This window comes from Pseudofrankia sp. EUN1h, assembly GCF_001854645.1.
Classification (GTDB): domain Bacteria; phylum Actinomycetota; class Actinomycetes; order Frankiales; family Frankiaceae; genus Pseudofrankia; species Pseudofrankia saprophytica.
Window position 1 is genome coordinate 160,016 of sequence record NZ_MBLN01000025.1, and the last position, 26,617, is coordinate 186,632.

Annotated in this window: 19 protein-coding genes and 1 riboswitch; of the genes, 9 read left to right on the plus strand and 10 right to left on the minus strand. The window is 73.0% G+C overall.

Translation table 11 applies throughout. From position 1 onward, the window contains the following. Positions 1 to 381 (minus strand): RNHCP domain-containing protein, encoded by a 381-nt coding sequence (locus tag BCD49_RS07080; RefSeq protein ID WP_071041293.1) that lies wholly within the window; start codon positions 379 to 381, stop codon positions 1 to 3. Positions 382 to 644: 263 nt separating this feature from the next. Here BCD49_RS07080 and BCD49_RS07085 point away from each other — a divergent pair, with 263 nt between their 5' ends. From BCD49_RS07085 to BCD49_RS07105, 5 genes are all read left to right on the plus strand, one after another. Then, entirely contained in the window at positions 645 to 1,886 is a 1,242-nt protein-coding gene (locus BCD49_RS07085; protein WP_035924434.1) for an ABC transporter substrate-binding protein, read from the plus strand. Positions 1,887 to 2,125: 239 nt separating this feature from the next. Continuing rightward, positions 2,126 to 2,461, plus strand: coding sequence for a DUF3263 domain-containing protein (locus BCD49_RS07090; protein ID WP_007518899.1), 336 nt, complete (start codon positions 2,126 to 2,128; stop codon positions 2,459 to 2,461). Beyond that, complete coding sequence (locus BCD49_RS43445; RefSeq protein ID WP_083401317.1) at positions 2,458 to 3,216, plus strand: LytR C-terminal domain-containing protein; 759 nt, start codon at positions 2,458 to 2,460, stop codon at positions 3,214 to 3,216. Before BCD49_RS07090 ends, BCD49_RS43445 begins: the two co-directional genes overlap by 4 nt. A gap of 215 nt (positions 3,217 to 3,431) precedes the next feature. Beyond that, positions 3,432 to 4,340: a trehalose-phosphatase gene (locus BCD49_RS07100; protein WP_007518901.1), complete on the plus strand. Its 909-nt coding sequence runs from the start codon at positions 3,432 to 3,434 to the stop codon at positions 4,338 to 4,340. 267 nt (positions 4,341 to 4,607) lie between these two features. Further along, a complete protein-coding gene (locus BCD49_RS07105; RefSeq protein WP_083401340.1) occupies positions 4,608 to 6,281 on the plus strand; it encodes an alpha,alpha-trehalose-phosphate synthase (UDP-forming) in 1,674 nt (557 codons plus the stop codon). A gap of 18 nt (positions 6,282 to 6,299) precedes the next feature. Here the strand turns inward: BCD49_RS07105 and BCD49_RS07110 are convergent, their stop codons facing one another. After that, the gene (locus BCD49_RS07110) at positions 6,300 to 7,148 is read right to left on the minus strand and encodes an HAD family hydrolase (RefSeq protein ID WP_071041294.1); all 849 of its coding nucleotides are present in this window, start codon (positions 7,146 to 7,148) and stop codon (positions 6,300 to 6,302) included. Between the two features lie 273 nt (positions 7,149 to 7,421). Then, positions 7,422 to 7,663, plus strand: a riboswitch (SAM riboswitch). 6 nt (positions 7,664 to 7,669) lie between these two features. Between BCD49_RS07110 and thrC the strand changes: the two genes are divergently transcribed. The 4 genes from thrC to BCD49_RS07125 all read left to right on the plus strand — a co-directional run bounded on the left by thrC (position 7,670) and on the right by BCD49_RS07125 (position 12,324). Continuing rightward, positions 7,670 to 8,956: a threonine synthase gene (gene thrC / locus BCD49_RS07115; RefSeq protein ID WP_071041295.1), complete on the plus strand. Its 1,287-nt coding sequence runs from the start codon at positions 7,670 to 7,672 to the stop codon at positions 8,954 to 8,956. A 129-nt stretch (positions 8,957 to 9,085) separates the two neighbouring features. Continuing rightward, a complete protein-coding gene (locus BCD49_RS45815; protein WP_269799812.1) occupies positions 9,086 to 9,217 on the plus strand; it encodes a hypothetical protein in 132 nt (43 codons plus the stop codon). A gap of 476 nt (positions 9,218 to 9,693) precedes the next feature. Next, complete coding sequence (locus BCD49_RS07120; protein WP_007518906.1) at positions 9,694 to 10,338, plus strand: hypothetical protein; 645 nt, start codon at positions 9,694 to 9,696, stop codon at positions 10,336 to 10,338. 117 nt (positions 10,339 to 10,455) lie between these two features. After that, complete coding sequence (locus tag BCD49_RS07125; RefSeq protein ID WP_007518907.1) at positions 10,456 to 12,324, plus strand: DUF4407 domain-containing protein; 1,869 nt, start codon at positions 10,456 to 10,458, stop codon at positions 12,322 to 12,324. Positions 12,325 to 12,379: 55 nt separating this feature from the next. Here BCD49_RS07125 and BCD49_RS07130 read toward each other — a convergent pair whose 3' ends face one another. The 8 genes from BCD49_RS07130 to BCD49_RS07160 all read right to left on the minus strand — a co-directional run bounded on the left by BCD49_RS07130 (position 12,380) and on the right by BCD49_RS07160 (position 26,612). Beyond that, positions 12,380 to 14,698: a hypothetical protein gene (locus BCD49_RS07130; RefSeq protein ID WP_131803396.1), complete on the minus strand. Its 2,319-nt coding sequence runs from the start codon at positions 14,696 to 14,698 to the stop codon at positions 12,380 to 12,382. A gap of 13 nt (positions 14,699 to 14,711) precedes the next feature. Then, on the minus strand, positions 14,712 to 16,001 hold the full coding sequence (locus tag BCD49_RS07135; RefSeq protein WP_007520565.1) for a hypothetical protein: 1,290 nt from the start codon (positions 15,999 to 16,001) through the stop codon (positions 14,712 to 14,714). A 96-nt stretch (positions 16,002 to 16,097) separates the two neighbouring features. Then, entirely contained in the window at positions 16,098 to 19,397 is a 3,300-nt protein-coding gene (locus tag BCD49_RS07140) for a hypothetical protein (protein ID WP_131803398.1), read from the minus strand. Next, complete coding sequence (locus tag BCD49_RS07145; RefSeq protein ID WP_007516582.1) at positions 19,394 to 21,178, minus strand: hypothetical protein; 1,785 nt, start codon at positions 21,176 to 21,178, stop codon at positions 19,394 to 19,396. The genes BCD49_RS07140 and BCD49_RS07145 overlap by 4 nt, the downstream gene beginning before the upstream one ends. Then, on the minus strand, positions 21,178 to 22,260 hold the full coding sequence (locus BCD49_RS07150) for a TRAFAC clade GTPase domain-containing protein (protein WP_007516583.1): 1,083 nt from the start codon (positions 22,258 to 22,260) through the stop codon (positions 21,178 to 21,180). The genes BCD49_RS07145 and BCD49_RS07150 overlap by 1 nt, the downstream gene beginning before the upstream one ends. Next, the gene (locus BCD49_RS07155) at positions 22,257 to 23,387 is read right to left on the minus strand and encodes a protein kinase family protein (protein WP_007516584.1); all 1,131 of its coding nucleotides are present in this window, start codon (positions 23,385 to 23,387) and stop codon (positions 22,257 to 22,259) included. The genes BCD49_RS07150 and BCD49_RS07155 overlap by 4 nt, the downstream gene beginning before the upstream one ends. Further along, the gene (locus BCD49_RS43450; RefSeq protein ID WP_007516586.1) at positions 23,374 to 23,514 is read right to left on the minus strand and encodes a hypothetical protein; all 141 of its coding nucleotides are present in this window, start codon (positions 23,512 to 23,514) and stop codon (positions 23,374 to 23,376) included. Before BCD49_RS43450 ends, BCD49_RS07155 begins: the two co-directional genes overlap by 14 nt. Next, positions 23,511 to 26,612: an MFS transporter gene (locus tag BCD49_RS07160; RefSeq protein WP_007516587.1), complete on the minus strand. Its 3,102-nt coding sequence runs from the start codon at positions 26,610 to 26,612 to the stop codon at positions 23,511 to 23,513. The genes BCD49_RS43450 and BCD49_RS07160 overlap by 4 nt, the downstream gene beginning before the upstream one ends. Positions 26,613 to 26,617 lie beyond the last annotated feature (5 nt).

Consider the following 26,617-nt stretch of genomic DNA (forward strand, 5'->3'; position numbering starts at 1 on the left):
CTATCGCCGCCGGCGCCGCTCCCTGGCGCTGGCGGCGGACCTCGCCACGGCGCCGTCGATGCCGCCGGCGAGGGCCGCGCTCGCCGCCTCGGCCGCCAGGCGCAGCAGGGCCTGCTGATCGTCCACGGGCGAGGCCCGGTTGCGCCGCCGGTGGCCGCAGCGCTCGCAGACATGGGTGAGCACCGTGTCATGGGCGCGGGCCTCGACCCCGACCGGGCGCATCAGGCCGCCGCAGCCGGCCTCCCGGTCACCCGGCTGGACGTCGACGTGCCGGGACCACAGGCACCGCGGGCAGTGGTTGGTGTAGCCGTCGCCCCGTACCGGGGTACCGCACACCAGGCAGTCGAAGTCMTCGGTGGTGCGGGTGAACCTGCGGGCCACGGACCCACCGTAGCCCGCGCGACGTGGTCCAGGCCCCCGAACGGGGGCCAATCATTAATTCAGCATCAACCGGGACTCTCCAGAACTCGGAAAACACCGGGGTACCTCACGTCGCGATCATCGGTCCGACTATCGTCTGCCGGAATCCGGCCAGGAGGTAAGGAGCGTCTCGTATGCGCCATTCGCGTACCCGGTCCCGGGCCGTCCGGCCGAAACGCCCGACCCGGTTACAAAGCCCGGGCCGGTTACAGCCGCCGACCCGGTTGCGAAGAACCGCGCTGTTCGCCGCGGTCACCATGGCCACCGCCCTCCTGGCCGGCTGCGGGACCTCAGGCAGCGCCGCCACCGGCCCGGCGCCCTGCACCACCCCCGGTTTCAGCCCCGACTCGATCAAACTCGGCTGGGTCTATCCCGACACCGGGCCGCTGGCCCAGGCCCTGGGCGCGGCCCGCTCCGGATTCGTCGCCCGGGTCGAGCAACAGAACGCAGCCGGCGGGATCCACGGCCGAAAACTCACGTTCGCATGGCGGGACGACGTCGGCAGCGGGGCCCAGAACCTCGAGGCGATGCGCGACCTCGTCGAGAACGAGCACGTCTTCGGGGTGGTCGAGTCGACGACCGCCGCCGCGGGCGGCGCCGACTATCTGCACGAGCAGGAGGTCCCGGTGGCGGGCCTGCCGGCTGAGGCAATCTGGGCTGAGCACTTCTACGACAACATGTTCGCCCACGCCTACGTGATCACCAGTGGCCCGTCGGTCGACACGTTCGGCACCTTCGTCAAGGCCCGGGGCGGCACGAAGGCCGCCATCGTGCTCAGCGACACCGACCAGGTCTCCAACCAGATCAGCGAGAAGGTCACCGACAGCCTGCGGGCGGCGGGCATCGAGGTGTCCCCGACGAAGTTCATCTACAACCCGACCCACACCAGCCGGAGCCAGCTCGGCGAGCAGCTGAAGAACGCCGGCGTGGACACGGTCGCCGGCGCCCTGTCCGCCGCGGACACCAGCGAGGTCATGGCAGGAGCGCACGAGGCGGGCGCCGTGGTGAAGGTCTTCCTGTCGGCCGCCGGCTACGACCGCGGGGTGCTCCAGGAGAAGGGCGCGACCATCGCCGGCCTGTACACCTACATGAACTATGTGCCTTTCCTGAACCGAACTCCCGCCCACGACCTCTACATCGACGCGATGCGCGCCTACGCACCGGAGCTGCAGCCGCCGGACCAGGAGCTCGCCCTCATCGCCTACCTCAGCACCGACATCTTCCTGACCGGCCTGCTCCGGGGCCCCGCCTGCCCGACCCGCGCCAGCTACATCAGGACCCTGCGCGGCGTCACCGACTACAACGCGGGTGGCCTCCTGCCCGGCCCGGTCGACTTCAAGAACTGGGGACAGCTGAACCTCTGCTACACGTTCGTGCGGGTCAACGACCAGGGCACCGACTACGAACTGGTCAAGGACCCCGGCGGCGCCGACCGATGGTGCGGCAAGCGCCTTCCGGACCAGTGACCCACCGCTCGCCCACCAGCCGCCGCTCACCGTTTCCTGCCCGCGCCGCCCGCCACTGGCCCGGCCCGGCCCGGCCAGATCCTGACATCGGAGGGCTGGTGGGGGCTCCCCGGTTTGTCGGGGCCAGGGGGTGAAATAGTGACGTCCAGCCTGATAGCCGCGTTCGCGGGAATCAGGCGACTGGAGCGGTCCCGTCGACGCGGGACCCGCGGCACCTACGGGCCGAAGGGGGTTGGGCCATGGATGACGGCGAGCCGACAGCGGTCGCCGGGACGTCCGAACCAACCGTGCCAGGGCTGTCGGAGCGCGACACCCGGGTGCTGCGGTTCGAGCAGCGCACCTGGCGGTACCCGGCTGCCAAGGACGAGGCCATCCGCGCCGAGTTCGGCCTGTCCCCCGCGCGCTATTACCAGCTTCTCAACGTGCTGATCGAATCCCCCGCGGCCCTGGCCGCCGAGCCCATGCTGGTCGGCCGCCTGTCCCGCCTGCGCGCCGCCCGCCGCCAGGGCTGGTCCCCGGCCACGCCGACCGCGTCCGCGTCCGCGAGCGGCTCCCAGCCAGCCGACCGGGCATGAGCGAAACCGACCCGACACCCGCCCCGCGCGCCGGCGCCGCCCGCGGCGGCACCGGGACCGCGGGAACCGCCGGGACCGCGGGCGCCGCTGGCAGCGCCTCCAGCTCCGGCGGCGCCACGGGCAGCGGTGGCGGTGGCCGGCGCCGGCCACCGCCCAGCCGCGGGCCGCGCGGGCTGTGGGGCGCCCTGATCGCCATTCTCGCGGTCAGCGCCGGCATCCTGCTGGTGAACCTGCTGCACAACCCCGATGACGACGCCGACCAGGCCACCGCCCGCCCGTCGGCGACCACCACCACGGCGACCACCACCACGGCCAGCGCCTCCGCGACCGCCAGCCCGACCGCGAGCCCCACCGCCACCCCGTCGGCCGCCCCCACCACCACCTCGGCGCCGGCCACACCCGCCACCCGCCCGCCGACCCCGGCCGGCGGTGAACAAGCCTTCGCCCCGGTCGTGATCCTCAACAACTCCAAGGTCGAGGGACTCGCCTCGGACGCCCGCTCACGCGTCGAGGCGGCCGGCTTCACGGTGACGCGCATCGGTGGTTGGGGAGGCTCGATCAACGTCCCCCGCACCGTCGTCCTCTACGAGAAGGACGACCTGCTGCCGGCGGCACGCACCCTGCAGCGCCTCGTTCCCGGCATCGACGAGGTCCGCAAGGTCKACCCGGCCGATCTGGTACGCCCGGCAGGCGAGCACGACACGCTCCTCCTCGTCATCACCAAGTACTACCCCAATCCCAGCCCCAGGCCCTGACGCTCGCGCTGGCCGCGCCCGGGCATCCCCTGACCAGCCCGGCATCCTGCACGACCTCGCGGACGAGGCGGCGGGGGAAGCCGCCCAGTGGGGCGGGAGAGGCGACAGGTGTGGTTACTCTGAGGTCTCGTTGGGTGGTCGGTGCGTGGCCGATCTGACGCCACCGGCACACTTGTTGCCATGGTCGCCCAGGTAGGCCCAACTGAGGCAGCGTCATGACAACTGTTCCCACCCCCGCCCCACGCACCCCGGCCGGTGGCGCGGGGCTCGCCGCGCTGATCACGGCGCCGGAGACCGCGCTGGTGGCACTGGACTACGACGGCACGCTCTCGCCGATCGTGTCCCGGCCGTCGGACGCGGTGCCCGCCCCGGGCGCGGTGGACGCCCTGCGGGCGCTCGCGGACCGGGTGGGCACGTGCGCGATCATCACCGGCCGGCCGGTGGACGCGGTCCTCGAGCTCACCGGCCTCGCGCCGCGCAACGGAGCCGAGAACGGCGGTGCCAGGAGGAAGGCCACCGCCGGCAACGGCGCCGCGCCGGAGACGCCCGCGAAGGCGCTCACCAACCTGACGGTCCTCGGTCAGTACGGGCTGCAGCGCTGGGACGGCGCGACCGGGGTGACGAGCAGCCCCGAGCCGCTGCCGGGGGTCGCCGCCGTGCGCGCGCTGCTGCCCGAGGTGCTGCGCGACGCACCGCCTGGCGTGACCGTCGAGGACAAGGTCCAGGCCCTGGTGGTGCATGTCCGGCGCGCCGCCGACCCGGACGCGGCGCTCGGCGCGCTGGCGCCGGCCCTGCGCCGCCTCGCCGAGGAGCACGGGCTCGAGGCGGCGCCGGGCAAGAAGGTGCTGGAGCTGCGCCCGCCGCACCACGACAAGGGCAGGGCGCTGCGCGGGCTGGTCGAGGAGCGGGCCGCCCGCTCGGTGCTGGTCGCGGGCGACGACCTCGGTGACCTGCCGGCGTTCGACGCCGTCGACGAGCTGCGCCGGGCCGGCGTCGCCGGCCTCACCGTCTGCAGCGACGGTCCAGAGGTCCCCGCGGTGCTGCGCGACCGCGCCGACCTGGTCGTCGACGGGCCGACCGGCGTCGTCGCCCTCCTGCGCGTCCTCACCAACCGCCTGCGGTGAGTGCCGACTGCCTCCGCTGACCCAGGTCAATCCCCGACGTCACCAAGTCCACAGACCTGTCACAGCAGCCTGTCCACCAAGTTAACTTTTGGCACCGTCGTGTAGCGCTACTTGGTCAACGGCGGGGGCTTACTCGTCTAGTGTGCCCATGTGCCATACCTGAGCCGAGCCGCGGTGGCGGGGCCTGATCCAGCGGCCGCCGGCACCGCGCGGGTGCTCGTCGCCTCCAACCGAGGTCCAGTCGCCTTCTCCTTCTCGGAGACTGGCATGTTGGTGGCCCGGCGCGGCAGCGRCGGGCTCGTCAGCGGCATGCAGGAGGTCATCCGCGACGCCGCCGCGACCGCCGCGGGCACCGGGGCGGCCRCCGCCGAGCTCGGGGACGCGGCCGACGGTGACGGCGGCGATCCCCCGTCCGGCATCGTGTGGGTCTGCGCGGCGCTCAGCGACGCCGACCGCAAGGCGACGCGCGAGTCGCCGGACGGGCGGCTGGACCGGGCGAGGTTCGACACCGGCGGCGCTGCGGTGCGGATGCTCGACGTCGACCGCGTCGTGTTCGACCGGGCCTACAACGGGGTCGCGAACCGCACCCTGTGGTTCGTCCTGCACCTGCTGTTCGCGCCGGCGGCCGAGCCGAGCTTCGGCGCGGTGTTCTGGCGGGACTGGGAGGCCTATGAGGCCTACAACGCGATGTTCGCCGAGGCGCTGGCAGCCGAGGCCGCGCCCGGCGCCGCGGTGCTGATCCAGGACTACCACCTGACGCTGACACCTGGTCTGCTACGCAAGCTGCGCCCGGACCTGCGAATCTCGCACTTCACCCACACTCCCTGGGCACCGCCGGACTACTTCCGAATCCTGCCGGATCGGGTGTCGCGTGCGGTGATCGGCGGGATGCTCGGCGCCGATCGGCTCGGCTTCCTGACCGCTCGCTGGGCGACGGCGTTCCGCGACTGCGCCCGCGCGCTGTTCGGTGACGAGATCGAGATCGACGACCGTATCCAGATCGACGACCGGCTCCCGAGCGACGGCGAGAGTCCAGCCGTCATCACCACCGTGCCCGCGGCCACCGTGCCCGCGGCCCTGGGCGAGACCGTCCCGATCGTCGAGCAGCGGACCGCGCCCGACGAGGAGGACGGACAGGGCGAGGCCGCCCGGCCGAACGCCCCCCTTGGGCACATCGGCCACCGAGTCAGGATCGGGATCCATCCGCTCGGGGTCGACGCGGTGGCGCTGCGCGCGCGGGCCGCGGCCAAGGACGTCGTCACCCGCGCGGCCGAGCTGCGCGAGCTGGTCGGCGACCGGCGGCTGATCGTACGGATCGACCGCACCGAACTGTCGAAGAACATCGTCCGCGGCCTGGACGCCTATCGGGAGCTTCTGCGCAACCATCCGGTCTGGCGAGGGCGCGTGACCCACCTGGTCTGCGCCTACCCCTCCCGGCACGACCTGCCCGAGTACCGCGAGTACACGGCGGCCGTGCAGCGGATCGCGACCGAGATCGAGGACGAGTTCGCCACCGACGGCTGGCTGCCGCTGCGCCTCGAGGTGACCGACGACTACCCACGCTCGCTGGCGGCGCTGACATTGGCGGACGTCCTCGTCGTGAACCCCATTCGCGACGGCATGAACCTCGTCGCCAAGGAAGGCCCCACGATTTCCGGTCGCGACGTCGCGCTGGTTCTCTCCCGGGAGGCCGGTGCCTACGCGGAGCTGGCCGCGGACGCGCTGGTGGTCAACCCGTACGACGTGACCGAGACCGCCGAAGCGATGGACGCTGCCCTGCGCATGCCGACCGCCGAACGCCGCCGACGCGCCCGCCACCTCGCCACGCTCGCCGCCAGGCTCCCTCCCGGCGACTGGTTCCGCCAACAGCTGGCCGCCCTTCCGGCCGCCCCGCCCGCGGAGGTCCCGCTACTCCCGCTAATCGGCGGTCGCGCAGACTGATCGGGACCGGGGCAGCCCCTACCCGATCGGTGGGGACTGCCAGGTCGCGACCGCAGCGCGGACGGCGCTCGCCCAGCCGAGGGTCACCGGCTCCTTCTCGACGACGACGTTGTCGTACGCGGGCAGCAGGCCCGCGATGTCCGGGTGGCGCAGGGCGTTGGCGACCAGATGCATCTGGCCGACGTGGCTGGCCATGCTCAGGTCGCTGGCGGAGTCTCCGATCGCGATGGCGTCCGACGGGTCGATGCCGCKCCGTTTGAGATCCCAGGCGACCGCCTCGCCCTTGCCCACGCCGTCGGGCACGAGGTGGTAGACGTGCGGGTTGACGCCGAGGTCCGGCATGTGGGCGGGCGCGATCAGCCCGTTGTCGCGCAGCGAGAGCCAGCCATAGCCGGCGGCGCGCAGCCAGGCGTCGGTGGCGGCGATGTCGACCTTGCCGCGGAACATCACGTCCAGCTCACGCCCGGTGTGCCACGGGGTGTGTAGTTCCAGGCGGCCCGGATGAGCGGCGATCAGCTCGTGCAGCAGGTCCTCGGGCACCTGGCTGAAACGCTCGGGCATGGCGCCGCGCAGGATCTCGCTCTGGCGGCCCTGGTCCCAGCCGACGATGGCGCCAAGCTCACCGATGAAGCCGTCGGCGCCGAAGATCGCCGCGGCCTCGACGAGCTGCGGCCGCGTCCGCCCGCTGACCAGGACCAGCACGATGCCGGCGGTGTGCAGGTCGAGCAGCGCCTGCGCGGCCGCGAGCGTCAACGTCCCCGGAGATCCGCGCAGCGCGTCGTCGGGAGACGCTTCGGCCAGGAAGAACGAGCCCTTTGGCCCGACCATGGTCCCGTCGAGGTCGGTGTAGACGACACGGACACTCACGTGCGCGGCTCCTCCCGAGGGCCCACTGGTCGCGCGGTCCGATCATCGTCGGCCCCGCGGCCACAGGCCTGGATCTGCAATGTCCCAGCGACGCTGGTGGACCTCCGGTGGGCTCGCGCTCAGGCCGGCAGTCCCACGGGACAGCATCCGCCAAGAGGGCCCGCCGATGCCCGGGCGAGCGCTAGGACGCAAGCGGCGTCACAGTGCATACGCCAAGAAGTGCGGTGCGCTCGGAGGTGCGTCGGTCTACAGTACGGAGACACAACTGAAGATGGCTCATCCAGAGGGGCAGAGGGAACGGCCCAGTGAAGCCCCGGCAACCGAGCGGATGAGTGTGCTCGCCGCCCTTCGGGCGGTTCGTCCTAGCCGTATCTCCCCCTGGGAGGCGGCCCCTGGACCCAGTGTCGCGCTCCGCGCGACGGGACAGGCAGGGCAACCGGACGACGCGAGCGCACCTCCGCGGCAGGTGCCAATTCCGACCCGTGGTGCCATGGCGGCCCCGGGAAAGATGAGGAGTTCCAATGACTCTTGCGCCGGAGCGCTCTGCCCAGTCGGGCTTCACCTCAGATGACACCGCGAACCCAGCGGTAGGTCTGTCCTGTCGCAACTGCGGCGCAACCTACCCTCTGGCACCCTCGCACGTCTGCATCGAGTGCTTCGCTCCGCTGGAGATTTCCTACGACGAGGACCGGCTGCRCCGCGTCACCCGGGCCTCCATCGAGGCTGGCCCGCGCAACCTGTGGCGCTACGTCGGCCTCCTTCCCGCCGGCCACGACCCGGCCCGCCGCGTATCCCTCGACGCCGGCTTCACCCCGCTGCGCCCGGCGCCGCGGCTGGCCGCCGAGCTCGGCATGAAGACCCTCTGGGTCAAGGACGACAGCGCCAACCCGACGCACTCCTTCAAGGACCGGGTCGTCTCCGTCGCGCTGTCGGCCGCCCGCGACCTCGGCTTCACCACCGTCGCCTGCGCCTCCACCGGCAACCTGGCGCACTCCGTCGCCGCGCACGCCGCCCACGCCGGCCTGCGCTCGATCGTGCTGGTCCCGCAGGACCTGGAGAACGGAAAGATCGTCTCCACCGCCGTCTACGGCGGCACCCTCGTCGCGATCAAGGGCAACTACGACGACGTCAACAAGCTGTGCAGCCAGCTCGCCGACGAGTACGAGTGGGCGTTCGTCAACGTCAACGTCCGGCCGTTCTACGCCGAGGGCTCGAAGACGCTCGGCTACGAGGTCGCCGAACAGCTCGGCTGGCGCCTGCCCCAACAGGTCGTCGTGCCGATCGCGTCCGGCTCGCTGTTGACCAAGATCGACAAGGCGTTCCGCGAGCTGATCAGGCTCGGGCTCGTCGAGGAGTCGCCGTACAAGGTGTTCGGCGCGCAGGCCGCCGGCTGCAACCCGGTCGCGGCGGCGTTCGCCCGCGGCACCGACACGGTCGCGCCGGTCCGCCCGTCGACGATCGCCAAGTCGCTCTCGATCGGCAACCCGGCCGACGGCCCGTACGCCCTCGACGTCGCCCGGCGCACCGGCGGCGTGATCACCGACGTCACCGACGACGAGATCGTCGAGGGCATGCGCCTGCTCGCCCGCACCGAGGGCATCTTCGGCGAGACCGCCGGCGGCGTCACCGTCGCCAACCTGCGCCGCCAGCTGCGCGAGGGCCTGCTCGACCCCGAGGCCGAGACCGTCATCTACAACACCGGCGACGGCCTGAAGACCCTCGACCCCCTCATCGGCAACACCGTCCCGACGGCCACCATCCCGCCAACCCTGTCCGCCTTCGAGGCGGCCGGGCTCGGCGACGACTGATACCCGGTACGGACGCGTATGCGAGCCGCGCCGCGTCAGCGCGGGGCGTTCAGCCGCTCTGCCGGATCGCCGACGTCGATCCGGCAGAGCGGCGCACAGCGACCAGCGGCGACAAGCCGCGCCGGCAGCGTGATCACCGACGCCACCGACGCCACCGACGGCGAGACCGTCGAGGGCATGCGGCTGCTCGCCCGCACCGAGGGCGTCTTCGGCGAGACCGCCGGCGGTGTCAGCACTGACCGACGGACCGACGAGCACTGACAGGCGGACCGACGGACCGACGCTTCCGGCGGTCCCCGCCGATCGGCCGCCGAGTGGGTGGGCGCGACCGTATGAACGATCGCCACCTCCTCACCCAGCCGATCGGCGGGTCATGGGCTGAGCAGGGCTCCTGGACCGGCCATCACGCATCCGGACCACGGAGGGAACCTACGACCTCCGGGTAGGGTTTCGCGCTGTTTGGTCGATGAATGGCGGGAAGCGTGAACAGACCGCTTTCTGGTTGGTCTGCCCCGCGTATCCTGTCGATGTGACGCTGTGGGACGGGGATACGGCGGCACGGTCACCGGATGGCATCTCGACGGGGCAGCCCGATCACCGGGCGGCACGGTCGCCACGCGGTACGGTGACCGCCAGACCGGTGACCAGCGGAAATGGCTACACGCCAAGCCGCCCAGTCACCCGGGCCGGTTGACGGATTCCGATCCCCAACTCGGATGCGTCCGGAGGGGGACCGAATGGCGAACATGCCCCGCGCTCGCGGCGTCGCACCCCACTTCACCAGCATCCAAGCAAAACCACGCGCCGGCCCCCGTGGCAGGACGTATGAACTTAGCTGGGTCGCGATCGGCGCCACCGCTGTCGAGCTCGAAGGATACGGCGTACACGGCCCGATCGGCTCGGTCATGGTGGCTTTCGACGACGTCCCGCGGCGCTGGTTGACGGCCCACGGCCCCGGCGGCGCCAACCGCGAACTCAGCCCGCAGACCATCACCTTCGCCGAACCCGCCGTGGGCCTGGTCCTGCCTGATTGGCCGCGCCGCGCGCTGGGCGGCGGCCGGCGCGATACGCATTGGCTCGGCGCCGAGGCGCCCACTCCCAACGAACTGCTGGCCAGGTACCGGCCGCCCAGCCCCCGGGGCAGCGTGGGTGAGCGAGCCGACGGCATGCCGACGGTCCATCCGTCCAGTTGGCTAAAGCCATCGGCCGCGCTGACCAGCCGGTTTGGACGCACTCCCGGCCGGAGCCAGTCGTGGAACGCGCATTTCCAGCGGGTGCGGGCACTCGACGCGACGGCGGAGCCAGGCGCCGATCAGGCCCGCGGCGAGGACGACGAGAATACCGGCGTCGGCAGAAAACGACGGTGGCTGTGGTGGCGGTGACCGCGGAGCGGTCAGCTCCAGCCGTGGCGGCGGCGCGCGACCGCGCGGGACGATCGCGGCGCGAATGACGGGGGACTGAGAGAAATGCGATCGAGCTCAGATCAGGCGCGCCCGCCGATGACAGGCGCCGGGCCGCTCATCGGCGCGCCGTTTCGGGCCATGGGCCGGTTCATGTTGTGGCTTTCCACGGCGAACCTCGAGGTTCTGGAACGTTTCCCGTCCGACCGGCCGAAGTACATAGGCCTCGGCAGCTCGGTGTTCATCACCTCGTCGGTGGCCGCCGTCTCGGCGTCCTTCGCGCTGCACATGGGGCTGAAGCTGCCGGTGGCGATCTGCGTGATCGCCGGCTTCCTCTGGGGCTGCGCGATCCTGGGCTTCGACCGCTGGCTGCTCGCCACCGCCGGGCGCGGCAACCTGTTGCTCCTGCTGCCGCGCGCCGGGCTCGCCGTCCTCATCGGCATCGTCGTCTCGACGCCGTTCGTTCTGCAGATGTTCCAGCCGGAGATCAGTTCAGAGATCAACTTTATCCACGCCGAACGGGAGGCGGCGTTCATCCAGAAGTCCAGCACTGACCAGCGCGGCGCCCGGATCGATGCGTTGGAAAAGCAGGACGCCGCCTTCAAGAAGCAGCTGCAAGATCTTGGGAAGCCGTTCAACGAGGACGACTACGAGCCCGTCCGGACCGCGAAGGCCGACCTGAAGAAGGCGCAGGACGACTTCACCACCGCCGATAACAACTACACCTGTGAGTACCTTGGCCGGTCAGACTGCGGCAGCCCGATCGGTGCCTCCGGCAAACCCGGCGACGGCCCCTACCTCCAGCAGCTCTCCGGCATCAGGGACCGGGCCCAGACCGCCCTCACGACCGCCCAGGGCAAATACACCACGGCCCACGACAACGCGCTCGCGGCGTACAACAGCTCCACCGGGACGGAGCGTCCCTCCATCACCGCGAACATCACGAGGGTCGAGACCGAACTGCGCACGCTGCGAACCGCGGTCGACGCCGACACGAAACGTTTCCGAGACCAGAACGCCGACGACACCGGCCTGCTGATCCGGATCGAGGCGCTGGACAGGCTCACCAGCGAGCGTCCGTCGATGCGCACCGCCCATCTGTTGCTGCTGCTGTTCATCACCGCGATCGAGTGCCTGCCGATCCTGTTCAAGCTGTTCATGTCGCTCGGGAAGAAGAACAAGTACGAGGAGGCACTGGAGATCGAGGAGCGGGAGCATCTCGCCATCTCCCAGGCACAGAGCCGGCAGAAGCGGGCCGCGGCGCTGATCTACGACCAGGACGCGCTGCGGGAGGCACAGGCGGCCAGGGACAGGCGGGACGCCGCGATCGAGGAGCTGGCCAACAAGACCATCGACAGCCAGGTGAAGCTCGCCGAGGACGCGCTCGACCGCTGGACCCAGGAGCAGCGCAGGCGCATCCAGCGTGACCCCGGCGAGTATCTGGCGAACGGCCCGACGCCGGCGCCTACCCTGCTCCCGCCCTCCCAGCGGCAGCCGCCCGAGAACTGGGAGGACGCGCGGAACGGCGCTGGCGGACGCGCCGGTATGGATGACCTGCGGCGGCGGGAGTGGCCACCGCCGAGGAGGGACGAGCAGCCGCGACGCGGCGCCGAGCGACCGGTCGCCCCGGCGGACGGCAGGCCAGGCCCGGCTCGCCCCGCCGGCGACGCACCCGGCTTCGTCCCACGCGTCCCGGCGACCGAGCCGAACCGCGCCGAGCCGAACGGCGCTGGCGGACGGGCGACGCGCGGTGCCGAGGGTGGTGGGCGGCAGCGACCCGCGGGGCCAGGCCCGGTTCCTGCTGACGCGGCCCGCGCTGACCGGGCCCGCCCTGACGCGACGCGCGCTGACGCGGCCCGCGCTGACCAGGCGCGCCCCGCCGGACCGGTGCCACCGGGCCAGGCGAGGCGGGATCGATCCGCGGACCCGACGGAGGGCGGGTTCGACGAGGGTCCCGACCTGTGGTGACGCCGGCGCGGCGCGGGCCGGGTGCCCGCGCCGCTTCGCGCCGTTGCCCTGCCCGCTACCGGTCCCTGCGCGGAACCACGTAGGCCTCGAGCAGCATCTTCCAGGTCTTCGCCGTCTCATGGCGCAGACGAGGCTTCGGCTTCGCACCCAGGTATCGGGTAACGATCTTCGCCAGGCCGGGCGAAACACTCATCGCATCCTGCGCCAGCCAGCCCAGCAGCATCAGCGTGTCGTCGGCACGGTAGGAGTCTTCGGGCCAGCCATCGCTGTCCAACGAGGCCGCCAGCCCGTCCATCACCGCCTCCAGGATGGGTAGGCCCGCCACGCCGGAGCCGTACCGGTTGACCAGGTCGCGAAACAGCATGTGGACGGATCCGCGGTACTCGGTCCAGTACAGGCTCATCATCCGGGCCTTCAGCGCCTCGACCGGTCCGGTGCCGAGGAGCACCCCGCAAAGATCGAGCTCTGCCTCCTCCTTGGGCACGCCGCTCTCCCGGGGGTGGCGCGCCGGCAGCTTGGACAGCTCGTCCGCCCAGGCCCGCTCCAGGTCGGAGGGCACCTTGGGCGGCGGTCGTTCGACCCACGTGTCCCTCAGCCACAGCCACACCTGCCGGCGCAGTGGCTGGGCGCGGCCGGCGAGCCGGGCCAGGCGGAACACGACCAGCGGGTAGCCGGGGTCCATCCCCCGCAACAGCTCACCGAAAGCCTTCTGATCGAGACTGCCCGCGATGGCGTCGGCGAACGGTCGCAGCTGTCCGGCGAACGCCGGCTCGTTCCCGAGCCACGCGAGCCAGCCCGCCGTATGCGCCGTGGCCGCCGGCACCGCGTAGCGGTCGGCCCCGGTGCCGGTGGCCGCCGGACCGGCGCCGGGGGCCGCCGCTCGGCCCGCGTCGACGGCCCGGTCGTCGTCCTCGGCCGCCAGCCGCACCAGTTCCAGCGCCAGGGCCGGCCCATCACCGCGCTCGGCGAGCGCGGCGAGCACCGCCGCGTCCTGCGCGCCGCTGCCCGGCCCGGCGAGCAGCCGGCCGCGCGCACGCTGGGCGCGCAGCAGGGCGACGGTGTCGGTCAGGTCCTCGCGGGCGGCCCGCTGCCGCAACGCGCGTTGCCGGCCACGGTCCGAGGCCGCGGCGGCGGCCAGCTGGGCCGTATGCCGGGCCCTGGCCGAGGTCAGGAGACTGCCGGCGAAGAACGCCGGGCCGGGCAGGTCGGCGAGGCACAGGAGCGCGTACAGCGGGTCGGCGATCCGATGCGCGGGCCGGTATTGCCGCTTCCAGAGGTGGGCGATGATCTGTTCGACCGGCAGGCCGCGACGTTCCCGCAGGTCGACCAGCAGCTCGAAGTAGTCCGCCGCCGGGAACGGCAGCCCGGGCAGGCTCGCCGGCCGGCCGGCGCTCGCGAACCGCACCTCGGCCTCGCCCGGCCGCGGCCGATCGGTGTAGGCGAGCCGTATCCGGTGCTCGGTGCCCGAGTCCGCCCAGGTGCTGGCGACGAGCCGCGCCCGCTGGCCGTAGGGAAGCAGTGCGGCGACGGCGTCGAGGAAGCCAAGACGCTCCTCCACCTGTTCCCAGCTTCCCGCCGCCGACGCCCCCAGGAGCGCCACCGGCTGGCACAGCAGCAACGCGGCGATCCCGGCGGCGAGCCGGAAGTTCTCACCCGCCAGCCGGTCGGCGATCCGGCCGGCGTCGAGCCCGGCCAGGGACCCGAGCGGTACGGCGCCCGGCACGTCGTCTCCCACGGCCGCCGGCGCCGCGGGCTCGGGGACGGGAGCGGGGCGGACGGCGATGCTGGTGTCGCGGTCGTGCGACACGCCCACGGCGTCCGGCCCGACGGCGGCCGCCACCTCGGGGTCGTGCCGCAGAGCCTCGTACAGGCCCTGGTAGCCGACGGCAACGGCGGCGAGCGCGGCGAACGGCGCGCACAGGTAGGTCGTGCCGGCCACCCGCCGGCCGGCGGCGTCGGCCAGGTCTGTCCAGTCGCGCACGGCGATCCCGAGTACGCCCGGGCCGACCGGCCCCGGGCCACCGGCGCCGGTAACCAGGGCCGTTCCCGTTCCCGTTCCCGTTTCCGCGCCGGCCGCGCCGCCAGCCCTGCCCGCGAGCGGGTTCAGCGGGGCGTAACTGACGGTGGCCCAGGGCAGGGCGGCGGCGCCCGGCCGGCTGGCCCGCGGTGGTGGCGTACCGGGACCGAAGCGGCGAAGAATGCTGTCGTAGTCGGCCCGGCTGAAGTACGCGTTGCTCGCGCGCTGCACCGCGTAGTCATCCGAGGCGCCGGCCTGCTTGCCGTAGACCGCCCAGCCAGCCGCGACCCGCCGGGCGCCAGCGGTCGGGTCCACCGGGGACCGCCGCCGTGGCTCGTCGGCTGGTGACCGGCTCACCGGCCCACCTCGGCTAGACCTCGTCCTCGTCGTCGAAGGTCACGGCCGCCGACGGAGTGAAGGTGGCTGGGCGCTCCTCGTCAGACAAATCCGGCGGGGGCTGCCGACCAGCGCTCGGCACGGGCGGCGCCAGGTCCGGCGGGGGCGCCAGGTCGGGCGGGGGCGCCAGGTCGGGCGGGGGCGCCAGGTCGGGGTCGAGGTCCGGGTCGAGGTTGTCGACGGACGTGTCCCAGCGGGGCCCGCCCGTCGGCGTGACCGGCGCGACCCCGGGTGGACGGCCCTTGCGGATCGACTCCTCCAACCACAGAAAGGGCTCCAACACGCCTACCGGACGGATCGGGCCGCGGATGCGCGCCCCCGCCTCGCTGGTGGCGACGTTACGGAAGTCCTGAACCCGGAAATAGCCGGCGGGGCCGACGTAGAAGCCGACCGACGAGCTGGCAAAGTACCGGACCCGTCCGGGGCTGAAGTGCGTCTCAATCGCTCCGCGGACCCTCGGCCCGCTGGTGGCCTCACGCAGGGCGCAGAGCGTCTGGAAGAAGTCCGCGGCATCCTCACTGGTGATCTGCGGGAGCAGCAGGTCGTTGTCGCCGGCAGACAGGAACGCGCCGTCATAGGCGCGGTTGAACACGATCGGGTCGTCGATCTTGTTGATGCAGACCGCCAGATAGTGCGGCAGCCGGCCATCCCGCAGCCGACCCAGCTGGGCGGCCCGCGCGGTGACGCGCTCGAGCATGCTGTCCAGGTACTGGAACGTGTCGTGGGTGGCCAGCTCCCGCAGGGGATCGAACAGGTAGACGATCCCGTCGGCCCGGGCCAGGTGGTCGACCAGCCGCTCGACCTGGTCGTCGGTCCCCGAGGCGGCGCCGAACGACCCGCCGACCGGGTCCTCGTCGCCGAAGTCGATGTCGGGAGTCGAGAGGTCCGCCGCGTCCGGGCCGTAGCGCCGGCCACCGACGTCGACCAGGACGATCTCGAACTCCCGGATCCGCTGGCCCCGCCGCCGCAGCCGAGACCACCAGCCGACCGTCTGCGGCTTCACCAGTCTCAAGGTCAGCTCGTGCACCGAGTCGAGGGTCGCCTCCGGGAAGCTGCCCGCGTTCAGCTGGGCGGTGATCCGGCGCAGGAAGCGCGAACTCGGCTCGTTGCCGCCGTACAGCAGCCAGCCCTGTTCCCTGTCGGGCTGGTCGCCGACCGCGAGCCGCAGGGCGGCGAGCATCGTCGTCTTGCCGCTCTCCGTCGCGCCCCACAGCCCGATCCGGCTTGCCGCGGCCCGCTCCGCCGACCCACTCGGCCGCGTCATCGGCACCGTCCCGACCGCCCGAAGGCGTCCCCGCACCTCATCAAGCCCCCCGAACTAGCCGCCGACGGTGTTTCCTCGCCCATGTTTCGCTCACCGTCATCCGTCCAGCACATCGGCGACCGGTGCCGTCAGTGCCCGCGCCGCCGCCGCCGCGAGGTCTGGATTTCCGTCGGACGCGGCGACGTAGGCGACCACCACCCGAGTGATCTTGGCACCGTCCTTGACGAACTGGACCGACCAGGCGCCCGCGTCGCCCGCCAACACCGAGAAGGTGGCCCGAGTGCCGAGGTCACCGAGATCCTTCAGGGCCGTGAGGTCGTCGCCGGCCTGGCGGTCCTGGTCGGCGGCGCCACCGCCGGTCAGCAGGTAGGGCGCCGGCAGCTTGCCGGGCGACTTCTCGTTCAGCGTGGCGAGCCCGGCGAGCGCGGTCGCCACCTGCAGCGGGCTCGCCCAGAGGCAGGTGCTGAGGTCAGGGCCGCAGTCCTGGGCCGACCCAACCGTGATCCCGTCGACGCCGGAGTGGTCCCCGCTGTCGAGTCCCTCCTTGCCCAGCTGCTCGCCGGCCTTGCCGTCGAGGGCGACCGCCGTGAGCAAYGGTCCGAGGACGGGACTGAGATCCTTGCCGGGTGTCGGGGCGGGTGTCGGGGCGGGCAGTGCGCCGGCGACGAGGGCGAGAACCTTCCCGCAGCGTTCGCCCGCGAGGAACCGAGGTGTCGAGTGCGGATCCTTCGGCAGCTCGACGCACGCCTGGTATCGCGGGTCCTTCCGGATCGCTTCGTCGGCCGAGGCGAGAATCCTGTCGGCCGCGTTTCGGTCGGGAGGCGCCGGCGCGAACGCGTCGTCGACCTGCCTCTGGTCGATCGGCTTCCCGGCGACCGTCTGCTTCTGGTCAACCAGTACCTGCAGCGCTTCCCGCCTTAGCTGATCGCGGGCGGTCTTCGCCGCCGCGTCGTATCCGGAGTCGCTCGAGAGCGCGGACAGGATCAGCAACGAGCCGATGTCACCCGTGGGGGCCGCGGCCCACCACCCCTCCCGATCGACCCGCCCGCTTCCGGTTCTCGCGCCGCCGGAGGGGTCAGCGGTCACCGGCGACACTCCGGCGGGCGTGACCATCGGCCGGCCCGGGCCGGCCGCCGCCGAGAGGGGGTTGGCATCCGCTGGCGGCGGGGTCTTGGGGCCGGCGGTGGACGGCGAGGCTCCGGCCCCCCCGCCCGACGTCGACGCACCGCTGGACGGCTTCGGGCTCTCCTGCCGCTTCGCCCCGCCGGTCGGCGACGGCGTGCTCGGCGACGGTGGCCCGGAGGGCGTGGCGGCGGTGGACGGCGTAGGAGTGACGGACGGGGTGGGCGTGGCGGAGGGCGTGGCCGTGGCGGGCGGCGCGGTGCCGCCCGAGCCGCCGGTGCCGGTGCCGGTGCCGGTGGCGAGGGTCAGCAGCTTGCCGTCGCTGACCTCCAGGGCGACGACGGAGCCCACCGCCCCGGGTTGCAGTTCCTTCGTCATCGCGTCGACGGCGGCCTGCTGGGCGGAGCCGTCCAGCGTGGCCTCCGCCGCCTGCGGGCAGCGGGCGCCGAACCCGCCACCGGGCGCCTGCGCGGGCGGCTTCGCCGGGCACCACGCGCCGGCGCCAACCCGCCCGCTCAGGGCCTTTCGGGTGACCTCGTCGAGACCMGCCCATCCCACGTCGATGGTCGCCTTGGGTCGATACCTGTCGGCCTCCGAGACCGCCGCGGTGTCGTCAGCGGCGCTACTGTGACGGTTCTCGTTCGCGGCGGCCACCGGCAGGGCGATGACCATCGCGAGGACGCAGCCGACCGCGACCAGCCGTGGCACCCCGTCATCGCGGTCATCGCGGCGCGCGCGGCCAGCCACGGCGGCCGGCGGCTGGCGCGCGGCCGCGGCGACCGGCGCGCCCTGGCGCGCGGTCCGGCCGGCGGCGCCGAGCAGGGCGCCCACCGTCCAGAGCAGCACGACCAGGCTGACCCCGTCCGCGGAGACGCCGGGCATCGCGACGTCGACGTGGAACCCCGGCCACAGCAGCGGCAGCACCGGCACCGCGAGCGTCACCACCGTCACGGCGGCCAGGCCCCTGGCCCACGCGCCGACGACACCCCGCCCGCACCGCCGTGCCAGCAGCACGGCCAGCAGCCCGACGGCCACCGCGGCCACCAACAGGACGAGCAGGCCGGCGAGCCCCAGCTCCTCGCCGACGACACGCAGCGCGTCGGTGTCCGGCACCACCCCGTCGAGCTGGTAGCCGTTCGACCCCGAGCCCTTGGAGAGCGTGTACCCCTCCACCAGGCCCAGGCCCGGTCCGCTGCCACCCCATCCGCCCCGGGCCAGCGCCGATGCCGCGTGCCGCGCCGGCCCGGCGGCGTAGCCGTTCTGGAACACGTCCTGGGTGTGGGTGACGTCGAACAGGGCCGCGACCCCGAGATAGCCACCCACGGCCACGGCAGTCCCGACGGCGGCGAGCAGGCGGTCACGCGTCAGCACGGCGGCGGCGACCGCGACGCCCACCACCGACGCGACCACCCCGGTGGGATGCGCCGGGCCGAGAACGGCCGCCAGCACGAGTGCGATGGCGGCTACCGCCGGGCCGAGCCGGGGAGCCGGCCCCGCGTCCGGGTCGTCGTCCTCCCCCCACAGGCCGTACCACATCGCGAAGACGGCGAACGCCGCCACCAGCAGGAACGGCACCAGCGCGACCGGCCGCACCGCCAGCCCACCGGGCGCCAGCAGCGCGTCGTCGAACCTGTCGACCGCCGCGAACACGACGACGGCGAGCGCCACGCCGAGCACGGCACGACCGGCGAGCCCGGTCGTCGACTGCGCGCGCTCGGCGTCTTCCGCCGGCAGCCTGACCAGGCTGTCCGACCCGCCCGACCGCACCAGGTCGGCCAGCAGGACGAGCCCGACGGCACCGACCCCGAGCGACAGCATCAGGCCGGTGAGTGAGAAGCCGGGACTCGCGCTCGTCAGCCCCGCCAGCCGCAGCCGCGCCAACACGCCGAACGCGACCAGCAGGTACGCGGCGGCGACCAGCGGCACACCGAACCGCGCGAGATCGCCCCGGTCACGCCGACGGTCCGACGCCGTGCGCCAGGACTCCGCGAGCGCGGTCACGGCGAGCATCGTGGCCCAGGCGGCCACGCCGACCAGCAGCACGACCAGGGGCGTGGGCGGGAGGTTCGCCGTCAGGTCCGCGCGGTGATATCCCAGCCCGAACACGAGCCACCACGTGAGGAACGCCGGGCACAGTGCCAGCGCCCCGGTCATGGCGACCGACCGGGCACCACCTGGCACGAGCCGGGCGCCGCGGCGGGGTCCGCCGCCGGTCTCGCCGCCGCGGGCGGTGTGCCGGCCACCGGAAGGGCGCGGCTGCGTGTACGTCGTCACCACAGCTCGCTGAAGGCCGCACCGAGGACGATCAGGATGAAGACGGCCGAGACGACCACGGCCAGCAGCCGCCCGGCGAGATCGGACTCGCTCTCGGCCTGCGCGGGTGTCGACGGCCAGGGCGCGGGCGACCAGGCCACGGGAAGCGTGGCCGGTTGCCTGCCGGCCGCGCGCAGGTAGTGCAGGTATGAACGCCACCACGTGGCCTCACGGGCGGTCTCCGACCAGCCCAGCTGGGAGGAGACCGCCCACAGCGCGTTGAAGAGCTGGTCGGCCGCCCTGGAACCCATCGCGACCGGCGCCAGCAGCTGGTGGAGCATGGCCTGGAGCTCGAGCTCCGCGTCCCACGGCATCTCGCGCAGGAATGCCTGCTGGACCACCTGCCTGATCGCGGCCGCGCAGTCGGCCCCGTCGACGGCCTCCCAGGCGGCCCCGCCGAGGCTCGAGACGAGCTCGACGCGCAGCTGTTTGGCCAGCGCGACCCGCCGCTGGTCGCCGGGCGCGACCGCGCCCGCGTCGTAGTACGCGTCCGCCGCCGGCTGCAGTCGCAGCGAGACGAGGAACGCGTGGCCATCCAACCTCGCGGCCGCGGGCTCGCCGACCCAACCGGCCGCCGTGGCGCTCGCGAGAAGCTCGCGCAGGTTCGCGACGTCCTGTTCCCTGGCGTTCAGGAGTCCCTGGATCGACATGTACGTCGATCTGAGGTTCTCGTGCTCGGCGGCCAGCGAACGATAGTCGCCGGTCACCTGCTCCCTGGCCGCCAGCTGCTTCGTCAACTCGCCCTGAGTCGACTCCAGCTCCCCACTCAGTCTGGTCGACTCGTTCCGCAGTTCACCCACGTCGGATTTCAGCCCGGCGACCGCGACTTCCCACTCCCGCCGCCTGGCTTCCCATTCGGCAGCGGCCCGCGCCTGTTCCCTCGCCTCGATGCGCGACGCCTCGGCCGATGGAGCGCCCTTCCCCGCCCAGGCAAGCAGGCTGTCCCGATCGCTGACGCCCGCCGATTTCAGGTCCTCTTCCCAGGCCTTCGGATTCGCCGAGTTACGGAACGCGGTGACGAGTACCGCCGCGGCGACGAGGTATTCCGACGTCTGATCGAAGACGCTCAGGTCAGCGCGCGCCTCGGACGTCGCCCGCCCGCCGGGCAGCAGGAAGGTGACCCGAATTCCGGGCTTCTGCGCCGGCTCACCGCTGGAGAAGGTCCAGTCAGGTGAGAGGCACTCACGCAGGATCGCCCGGGCACCGGTGAGCAGGACCCTGGCGTCGCTGCCGTTGCCGGTCACGGCCAGCCTGCCCGGCCCCGCGCGTAGCAGGGCGTCGACCAGCACGACCAGCTCCCGCTCGCACTCGGGCGCGCGCGCCGCGGCCTGCGCGTGCCGTAGCCCCTCCGAGGCGGTGGCGACGAGGATCCGCAGGTCGATCGGCGCCGGCTGCGCTGGCGCACCGACCAGCTGCCAGCCTGACCAGGTGGACGACAGCCCGAGCGCGTGACCCGCGGCCAGCTTCGGGCTGATCAGGACGTGCGCGGCCGCGGCCAGCCGGCCTGAGCTGTCCGGCGCCCTACAAATGATCATGCCTCGGCCGTGCGGGTCGTCCGGCACCTGGGCGAAACTCAGCGTCGGCGCGGCTCGGACGTCCTCCGCCCGGTAGGCCGCGTCGACGAGCGCGGTGAACCGGGTGCCGACGAATCCGAGATCGGCGGGCGCGAGTGTCGCGGCGACGGGCCGGAACCCTCGCGCGGCCAGGTCATATCGGAAGATCACCTGATCGACGGTTTCCATCAGAATCCGCTAGCCCCCCGCACAAACTCACCGTCAAGAACGTCAAGAGCCGCCAGCAATGCCACCAGCGGCTCCAGTACCCGCCGCGGCCGGGCGGGCCGGACGAAATAGTCGGTCGCGTCGTCGTAGGCGGCGCCGCTGGCCGAGACAAAATGCAGCGTGCACTGCTCGAACTGGTTCACCGGCGCCAGCCAGGCCGTGGCTCCCCGTTGGTGGAGGAACGCGTATGCGTCCCGGCTCTCCTGCTCCAGCAGCCCGAGGTCCACGCCTCCGGGCCGCGGTGGGCGGTTGAGCCACTGGTCCACCGGTGGGTCGAACCTCATCAGGTCCGACTTGGTGATCGCGATCGCGGTGGGAATCGTGAAGCGGGCCTGGCCGGTCGCCCGCGCCCAGCGCAGGCTCGCCAGCGTCGCCGTGTAGGTCGGATCGCCGCGCATGTGCGCGTCGGCGACCAGCGTCGGGTCCGCCACGAAGACCAGCCCGTCGACACGGTGCAGGAAGCGGACGGCCGCGTGTGAGCCCTGCAGACCCTTGAGCGACTCGCCGTTCGCGTCGAAGAAGACCAGCGGGAACGTGCGGCCGGCGGCCGTCCGCAGCAACACCGCGTCCTTGTACGTGACCAGGTCGACCACCTCGGTGTGCGGCGGCGCCTTGCCCCGCTCGAACAACGGGTCGACGATCTTCTCCACGTAGTCGAGGTGCTCACCCATGTTGATCGGCTCGGTCTGCAGGCCGTAGGGCTCCAGCCGGTTCCGGTCGATCTCGCCCGTCATCGCGGCCAGCAGGCAGGTCTTGCCGGCGCTCGAGTTGCCGACGAACCCGATCACCACCGGCCTGCCGTAGAGGGCGAACTCGACCGGAAAGAAATGCGGGTCGCCGTCCTCCTCGTTCGGGCAGCGGATGAAGGTGTCCTGGATGGCGAAGCCCCACCGCGGGTCCGTCTGGGCGGGCAGGTCGACCGGCTGGGCAGGCGCGCCCACCGACCTGCGCCGGTAGGCCTGCTTACCGTCCCACTCGAATGGCTCCAGGCAGTTCACGCAGGTCAGGGTGAGCGACGCGCGCCCTCCGTCCACCGTCGTCACGGCGCCACCACCCCGAGCGGCCATCCCGCCGGCCCGGCCCAGGCGGGCGGGGAACCGGCGGCGAACGAGGGCGAGCCACGCCGGCCGAACCGCCCGCGCCTGGGTTCCGGCGCCGACGGAGGCGAAGGCGGAGGCGGTGGGGTTGCCGGCGACGGGTAGGTCGACGAGGACGACGGGTAGGTCGGCGGATCCGGGTAGGTCGGGGGATCCAGATAGGCCGGCTGGGGGCGCCTACCGGCCATCAGACGGTCGTACGCGGCCCGGCCCGCCTCCAGCAGGGTGTCGGGATCCGGCCGCGGCGGGTCGGCGGGGAAGTCGGCGCGGCCCAGCCGGTGGAGCAGCGCCGCCGCGTTCGGCCGGCCCTCGACGGGGCCGAACACACCGGCGAGCAGGTCCGGCAGCCACTGCATGCCGGTGGCCGCCGGGTCCGGGTAACCGTCCAGGCGTCGGCGCAGGCCGGGCGGGGTGACGCTCAGGATGGCGCAGCCGGCGCTGTACACGTCGTCGCGCGGCTCGACGAACCCGCGACCGCCCATTTGCTCCGGGGGCGCCCATTCGGACGCCGTCCGGTAGCGCGGCTCGCCGGGGCGGCGGGCGTACTCGAACCGGTTGATCTGCACCAGCTGGCTGCGCGAGTCCCAGTGCACCGTGTTGCTCAGGAGCTGCCTGTGCACGATTCCGAGACGGTCCAGCAGGTAGAGCCCACGGGCGAGGCCGGCGGCGAACCTTCTGGTGTCATCGGGCGAGAGCGGACCTGGCAGCCGGTTGAGCGGCGTGCCGTACTCGAGGGTGACCACGAACGGGCGCTCGACGTCGACGTCGTAGCCGAGCAGCCGCGACAGCTCCCACGGATAACGCTGGTCCGGCTGCTCCCATGGATAGCGGTGCTCGGCGCCGTAGCGGCGCAGCATCCGCATGCCGACCGCGATCGCGTTCTCGATCGCCGCCTCGGACTTCTCGCCGCCGACGGCGTAGCGGATCGCGAACGGAAGGCTCTGGTAGCGGCCTCGCCGGGTCTGGAAGTTGGTGGTCTGCTCGGGCTCGCCCGGGTCCATCTCGGCGTCCCAGATCACCTCGGAGCCGTCCGGCCCATGGAACGTCAGGCGCTCGACGTCACCCACCGCCACGCCCCCCTCGCCCGCGGACGGCCTGCTGCAGCCCGGCGACCAGGTCGGGCAGCTTGGCGCGCGCGCCGGTGGGCAGCAGGCACAGGCCGGCGACCCCGGCCATCAGGATCAGGACCTGAAGGATCACCAGAGGTCCTCCTCGTCGCCCCGCCCGGCGGAGGTCGTGGGAGCGGCGGGTGGCGGTGATGGTGACGGCCGTGGCCGCGGGCCGGCCGGCCGCACGACCGTCTCGTCACCGGCCGCGGCGGCGGGTGCCGCCGGAGTGGATCGTCCGGCCGCGGGGGCTCCGGACGTCACGGCCGGTTTGCCAAGCGGTATCGCCGCCTTCGCCGAGTCTCCGGACTCCTCCGAGTCGCCCGACTCCTCCGGATCCCGGGAGACGACCGGTCGCCGCGGTGGGGGTGGTGGGGGCGCAGCCTCGGCCGGCCCGGCCGCGGGCACGGGTGGCGGCCCGTACGCCGTGGCCGGCGGCGGGGTCGCGGCCGCCGCGGGCGGCCCGGGCGGTGTCCCCCGGGCTGCCCAGCCGTCGGCGGGACGATCGAAGGTGGTCTCGCCGTCTTCGTCATCCCAGGGATCCGGCGCGGAGGACGCCTCCGCCTGRCTGGTCTCGTCCGGCCCGTCGGCGCTGGGCTGGCCGGCCGGCGAGGCGCTCGGCGCGCCCTGCCCCCGGACACGCCGGGCGCCGCTGGCGTCCAGCGGGACCAGCCGGATGAGTCCGGCGATGTCCGGGGAGCCGGTCCCCTCCCCGACGCCGGGGTCCGCGATGGCGGGGATGAACCGGACGAGCCGCGCCTCGCGCGAGACCTGCGTCAGCAGTGGCAGGTCGCCCGCGCCGGTGAGCTGCATGAGACCGGAGTCGTCCACGTCGGCCTGGCGCAGGTGCCGCAACGCGTCGGAGCTCAGCCACACCGCCCGCGCGAGCGCCGTCCGGCGCCGCGGGTCGGCGGTGAACGGTGGGTCGGCCAGTGGGCCGCGCCGACCGAGATGCTCGTCGTACGCGGCGAGCACGCCGGTCAGCCCCGTACGCACCACGTTGCGGATGTCCTCCGGCCTTTCCTGCGCGATCTCCTCGCCACGCTCGTTGATGACGATGCGGATGGCCGCGGCCACGTCGTCGGTGACGATCTCCCCGAGCTCGCCGCCTCGGTCACGCAGCCGGTCCGAGATCACCAGGTCGATGCCGCGCACCCGGCCGTCGCGTCGCTCCCAGCGCCGGTCCTGACCACCAGATACACCGGGTGCACCGGGCGCGCCAGGTGCGGGGAAACCGCCCGGTACTGGACCCACGCTGGGCGTTCCAAAGCCACCAGGCGGCCCGAAACCGCCCGGCGGGCCGAACCCCCCCGGCGGCCCGAAACCGCCCGGTCCCACAGGCGTAGGCCGCAGTTCCTCGAGCGTGTCCCGAACGCCGTCGAGCGCCTCGGCGAGCGCGCTCGCCAGCCGAGCCCCGCCGATCCGGTAGTTCGCTAGCACCCATTCGTTGAGGGCCACCTGGTTCAGCAGCTGGCCCAGCGCCGCGATGGAGTTCGCGGCGGCATCCAGTCGCAGCTGCCCGAGCCACGCGTTGACGGCGTGGCGCCACCACAGCAGGGGCGCGAACGCCAGCAGCAGGCCGACGAGCAGGCAGGGAATCCCGATGGCCAGCGCGAGTGTCCACCCCGCGGCCAGTCCGACGGCGGTGCCGATCAGGCCGCCCGCGAACGCGTCCAGACCGAACCAGACCAGGTTCATCCGGGACATGTCCCGCGGGTCCGGGCGGTGACGCGGCTGCGGGATCGGCCGGCGCCGGTACAGCCCGACAGACAGGCCGACGGTGATCGCGATGGCGCCAAGGGCGCCGAGGAAGCCAAATGGCCACGGGAAGCCGATCGCGGCGAGGAAAGTGCTGACGAACGCCGTGGACAGCGTGCCGACGTTGAACCGCATCGGGAAACGTGGCGGGCTCCCCAGCGTCATGGCGAGCGCCGGCGGGCAGCGCTCGGCGACCAGGTGCGCGAAACGGCCGCTGCCGGCCGGACTCGCGCGCCCGGCGAGGTCACGCAGCCGGGCCGCGATGCCCGCGAGCGGCTCGCGGGCGACGAGCGCGGCGTCGGTCATCTGCCGCAGCGCCTCGCGCACCCGGGCGGGCTCGGCCGCCGGCACCGGCACGATCCGCACGCCGAGGCGCGCCAGCTCGAAGGACTGCGGCTGGCCGATGCCCTGGGAGCCGTCGACGGCGCGCAGCGCTCCCTCGAGGCCGGTGGTCAGGCTCTCCAGGTGCGTGCCGGCCTGGACCAGCTCGGTCCAGATCAGCTCGCCCGCCGGCACGACGCCACCACCGGGCACGGGGCGCTTGGGGGCGAACGGCTCCGTCCGCAGCGTGGAGATCAGGTCACCCGCGGCGCTCAGATGACGTCTGGCCTCGGCGGCATGGTGTGGCAGGAGGCCGCGCGGGTCGGTGACGTTGCCGATGCTGGCCAGGTCCGGGGTGGCGGCCGCGGTGAGCAGGCGGTCGATCGCGACGAAGTCGCCCGGCAGGCCGGCGGGCCCACCGGGGCCGGCGGCCGCTGGCGGTCCGCCGTGGCCGGGGTGCCCGGTCGGCGCCGGCTGGCCGATCGGCCCCGCCGGCACCGCCTCGGTGAAGTGGGTGAACGCGTGGCCCGCGGCCTGGTCGAGGATGTCCTTGTCCACCGTGCCGAGCACGAGATGGATGGCGGGCGTCCCCGCGGCATGCGGGAACTCGCGGATGTGGTCGCGGACCCGGGTGAAGACGCTGGGAATCCCGAGCGCGTGCACCAGGCCGTCGACGTTGCGTTCGGCGTCCTCCTCGTCGCCGAGCACCCGGCCTCCGAGCCCGGGACTCCAGCCCAGGCCGCGCGGGTCGCCGGCCCACAGCACCGGCAGCTCCATGTCGCCGGGCGGCAGCAGCAGCCTGCCGTCGCCGGGCGGCCGCCCTCCGACGGCGAGCAGGAGCAGCTCGGAGACCGTGGAGGCCGCGAGGAGATCGGTCAGCAGCGCGACATGCGACACCAGCCGGGCCGTCTCGTCGATGACGAGCACCCGACCGACGTCGACGTCCCTGCGGTTCAGTCTCCGGCGGTACTCCCGCTGGATCTGGTCGATGGGCGTACGCAGCGCGCGCTCGAGATCCCTGCGCAGGTCGAGCACCACCACGACCGCGTCGTCGTCAACACCGCGGCCCGGGTCAACGCCGAACGCCCCCGTAAACGTTCGGTTCGTCATCATCCGCC

Excerpts from the sequence above, each read along its gene's own strand:
- BCD49_RS07090 (WP_007518899.1), top strand. The coding sequence starts at position 2,126 with ATGGATGACGGCGAGCCGACAGCGGTCGCCGGGACGTCCGAACCAACC.
- BCD49_RS07100 (WP_007518901.1), top strand. The coding sequence starts at position 3,432 with ATGACAACTGTTCCCACCCCCGCCCCACGCACCCCGGCCGGTGGCGCG.
- BCD49_RS07120 (WP_007518906.1), top strand. The coding sequence starts at position 9,694 with ATGGCGAACATGCCCCGCGCTCGCGGCGTCGCACCCCACTTCACCAGC.
- BCD49_RS07125 (WP_007518907.1), top strand. The coding sequence starts at position 10,456 with ATGACAGGCGCCGGGCCGCTCATCGGCGCGCCGTTTCGGGCCATGGGC.
- BCD49_RS07135 (WP_007520565.1), bottom strand. The coding sequence starts at position 16,001 with ATGACGCGGCCGAGTGGGTCGGCGGAGCGGGCCGCGGCAAGCCGGATC.
- BCD49_RS07145 (WP_007516582.1), bottom strand. The coding sequence starts at position 21,178 with ATGGAAACCGTCGATCAGGTGATCTTCCGATATGACCTGGCCGCGCGA.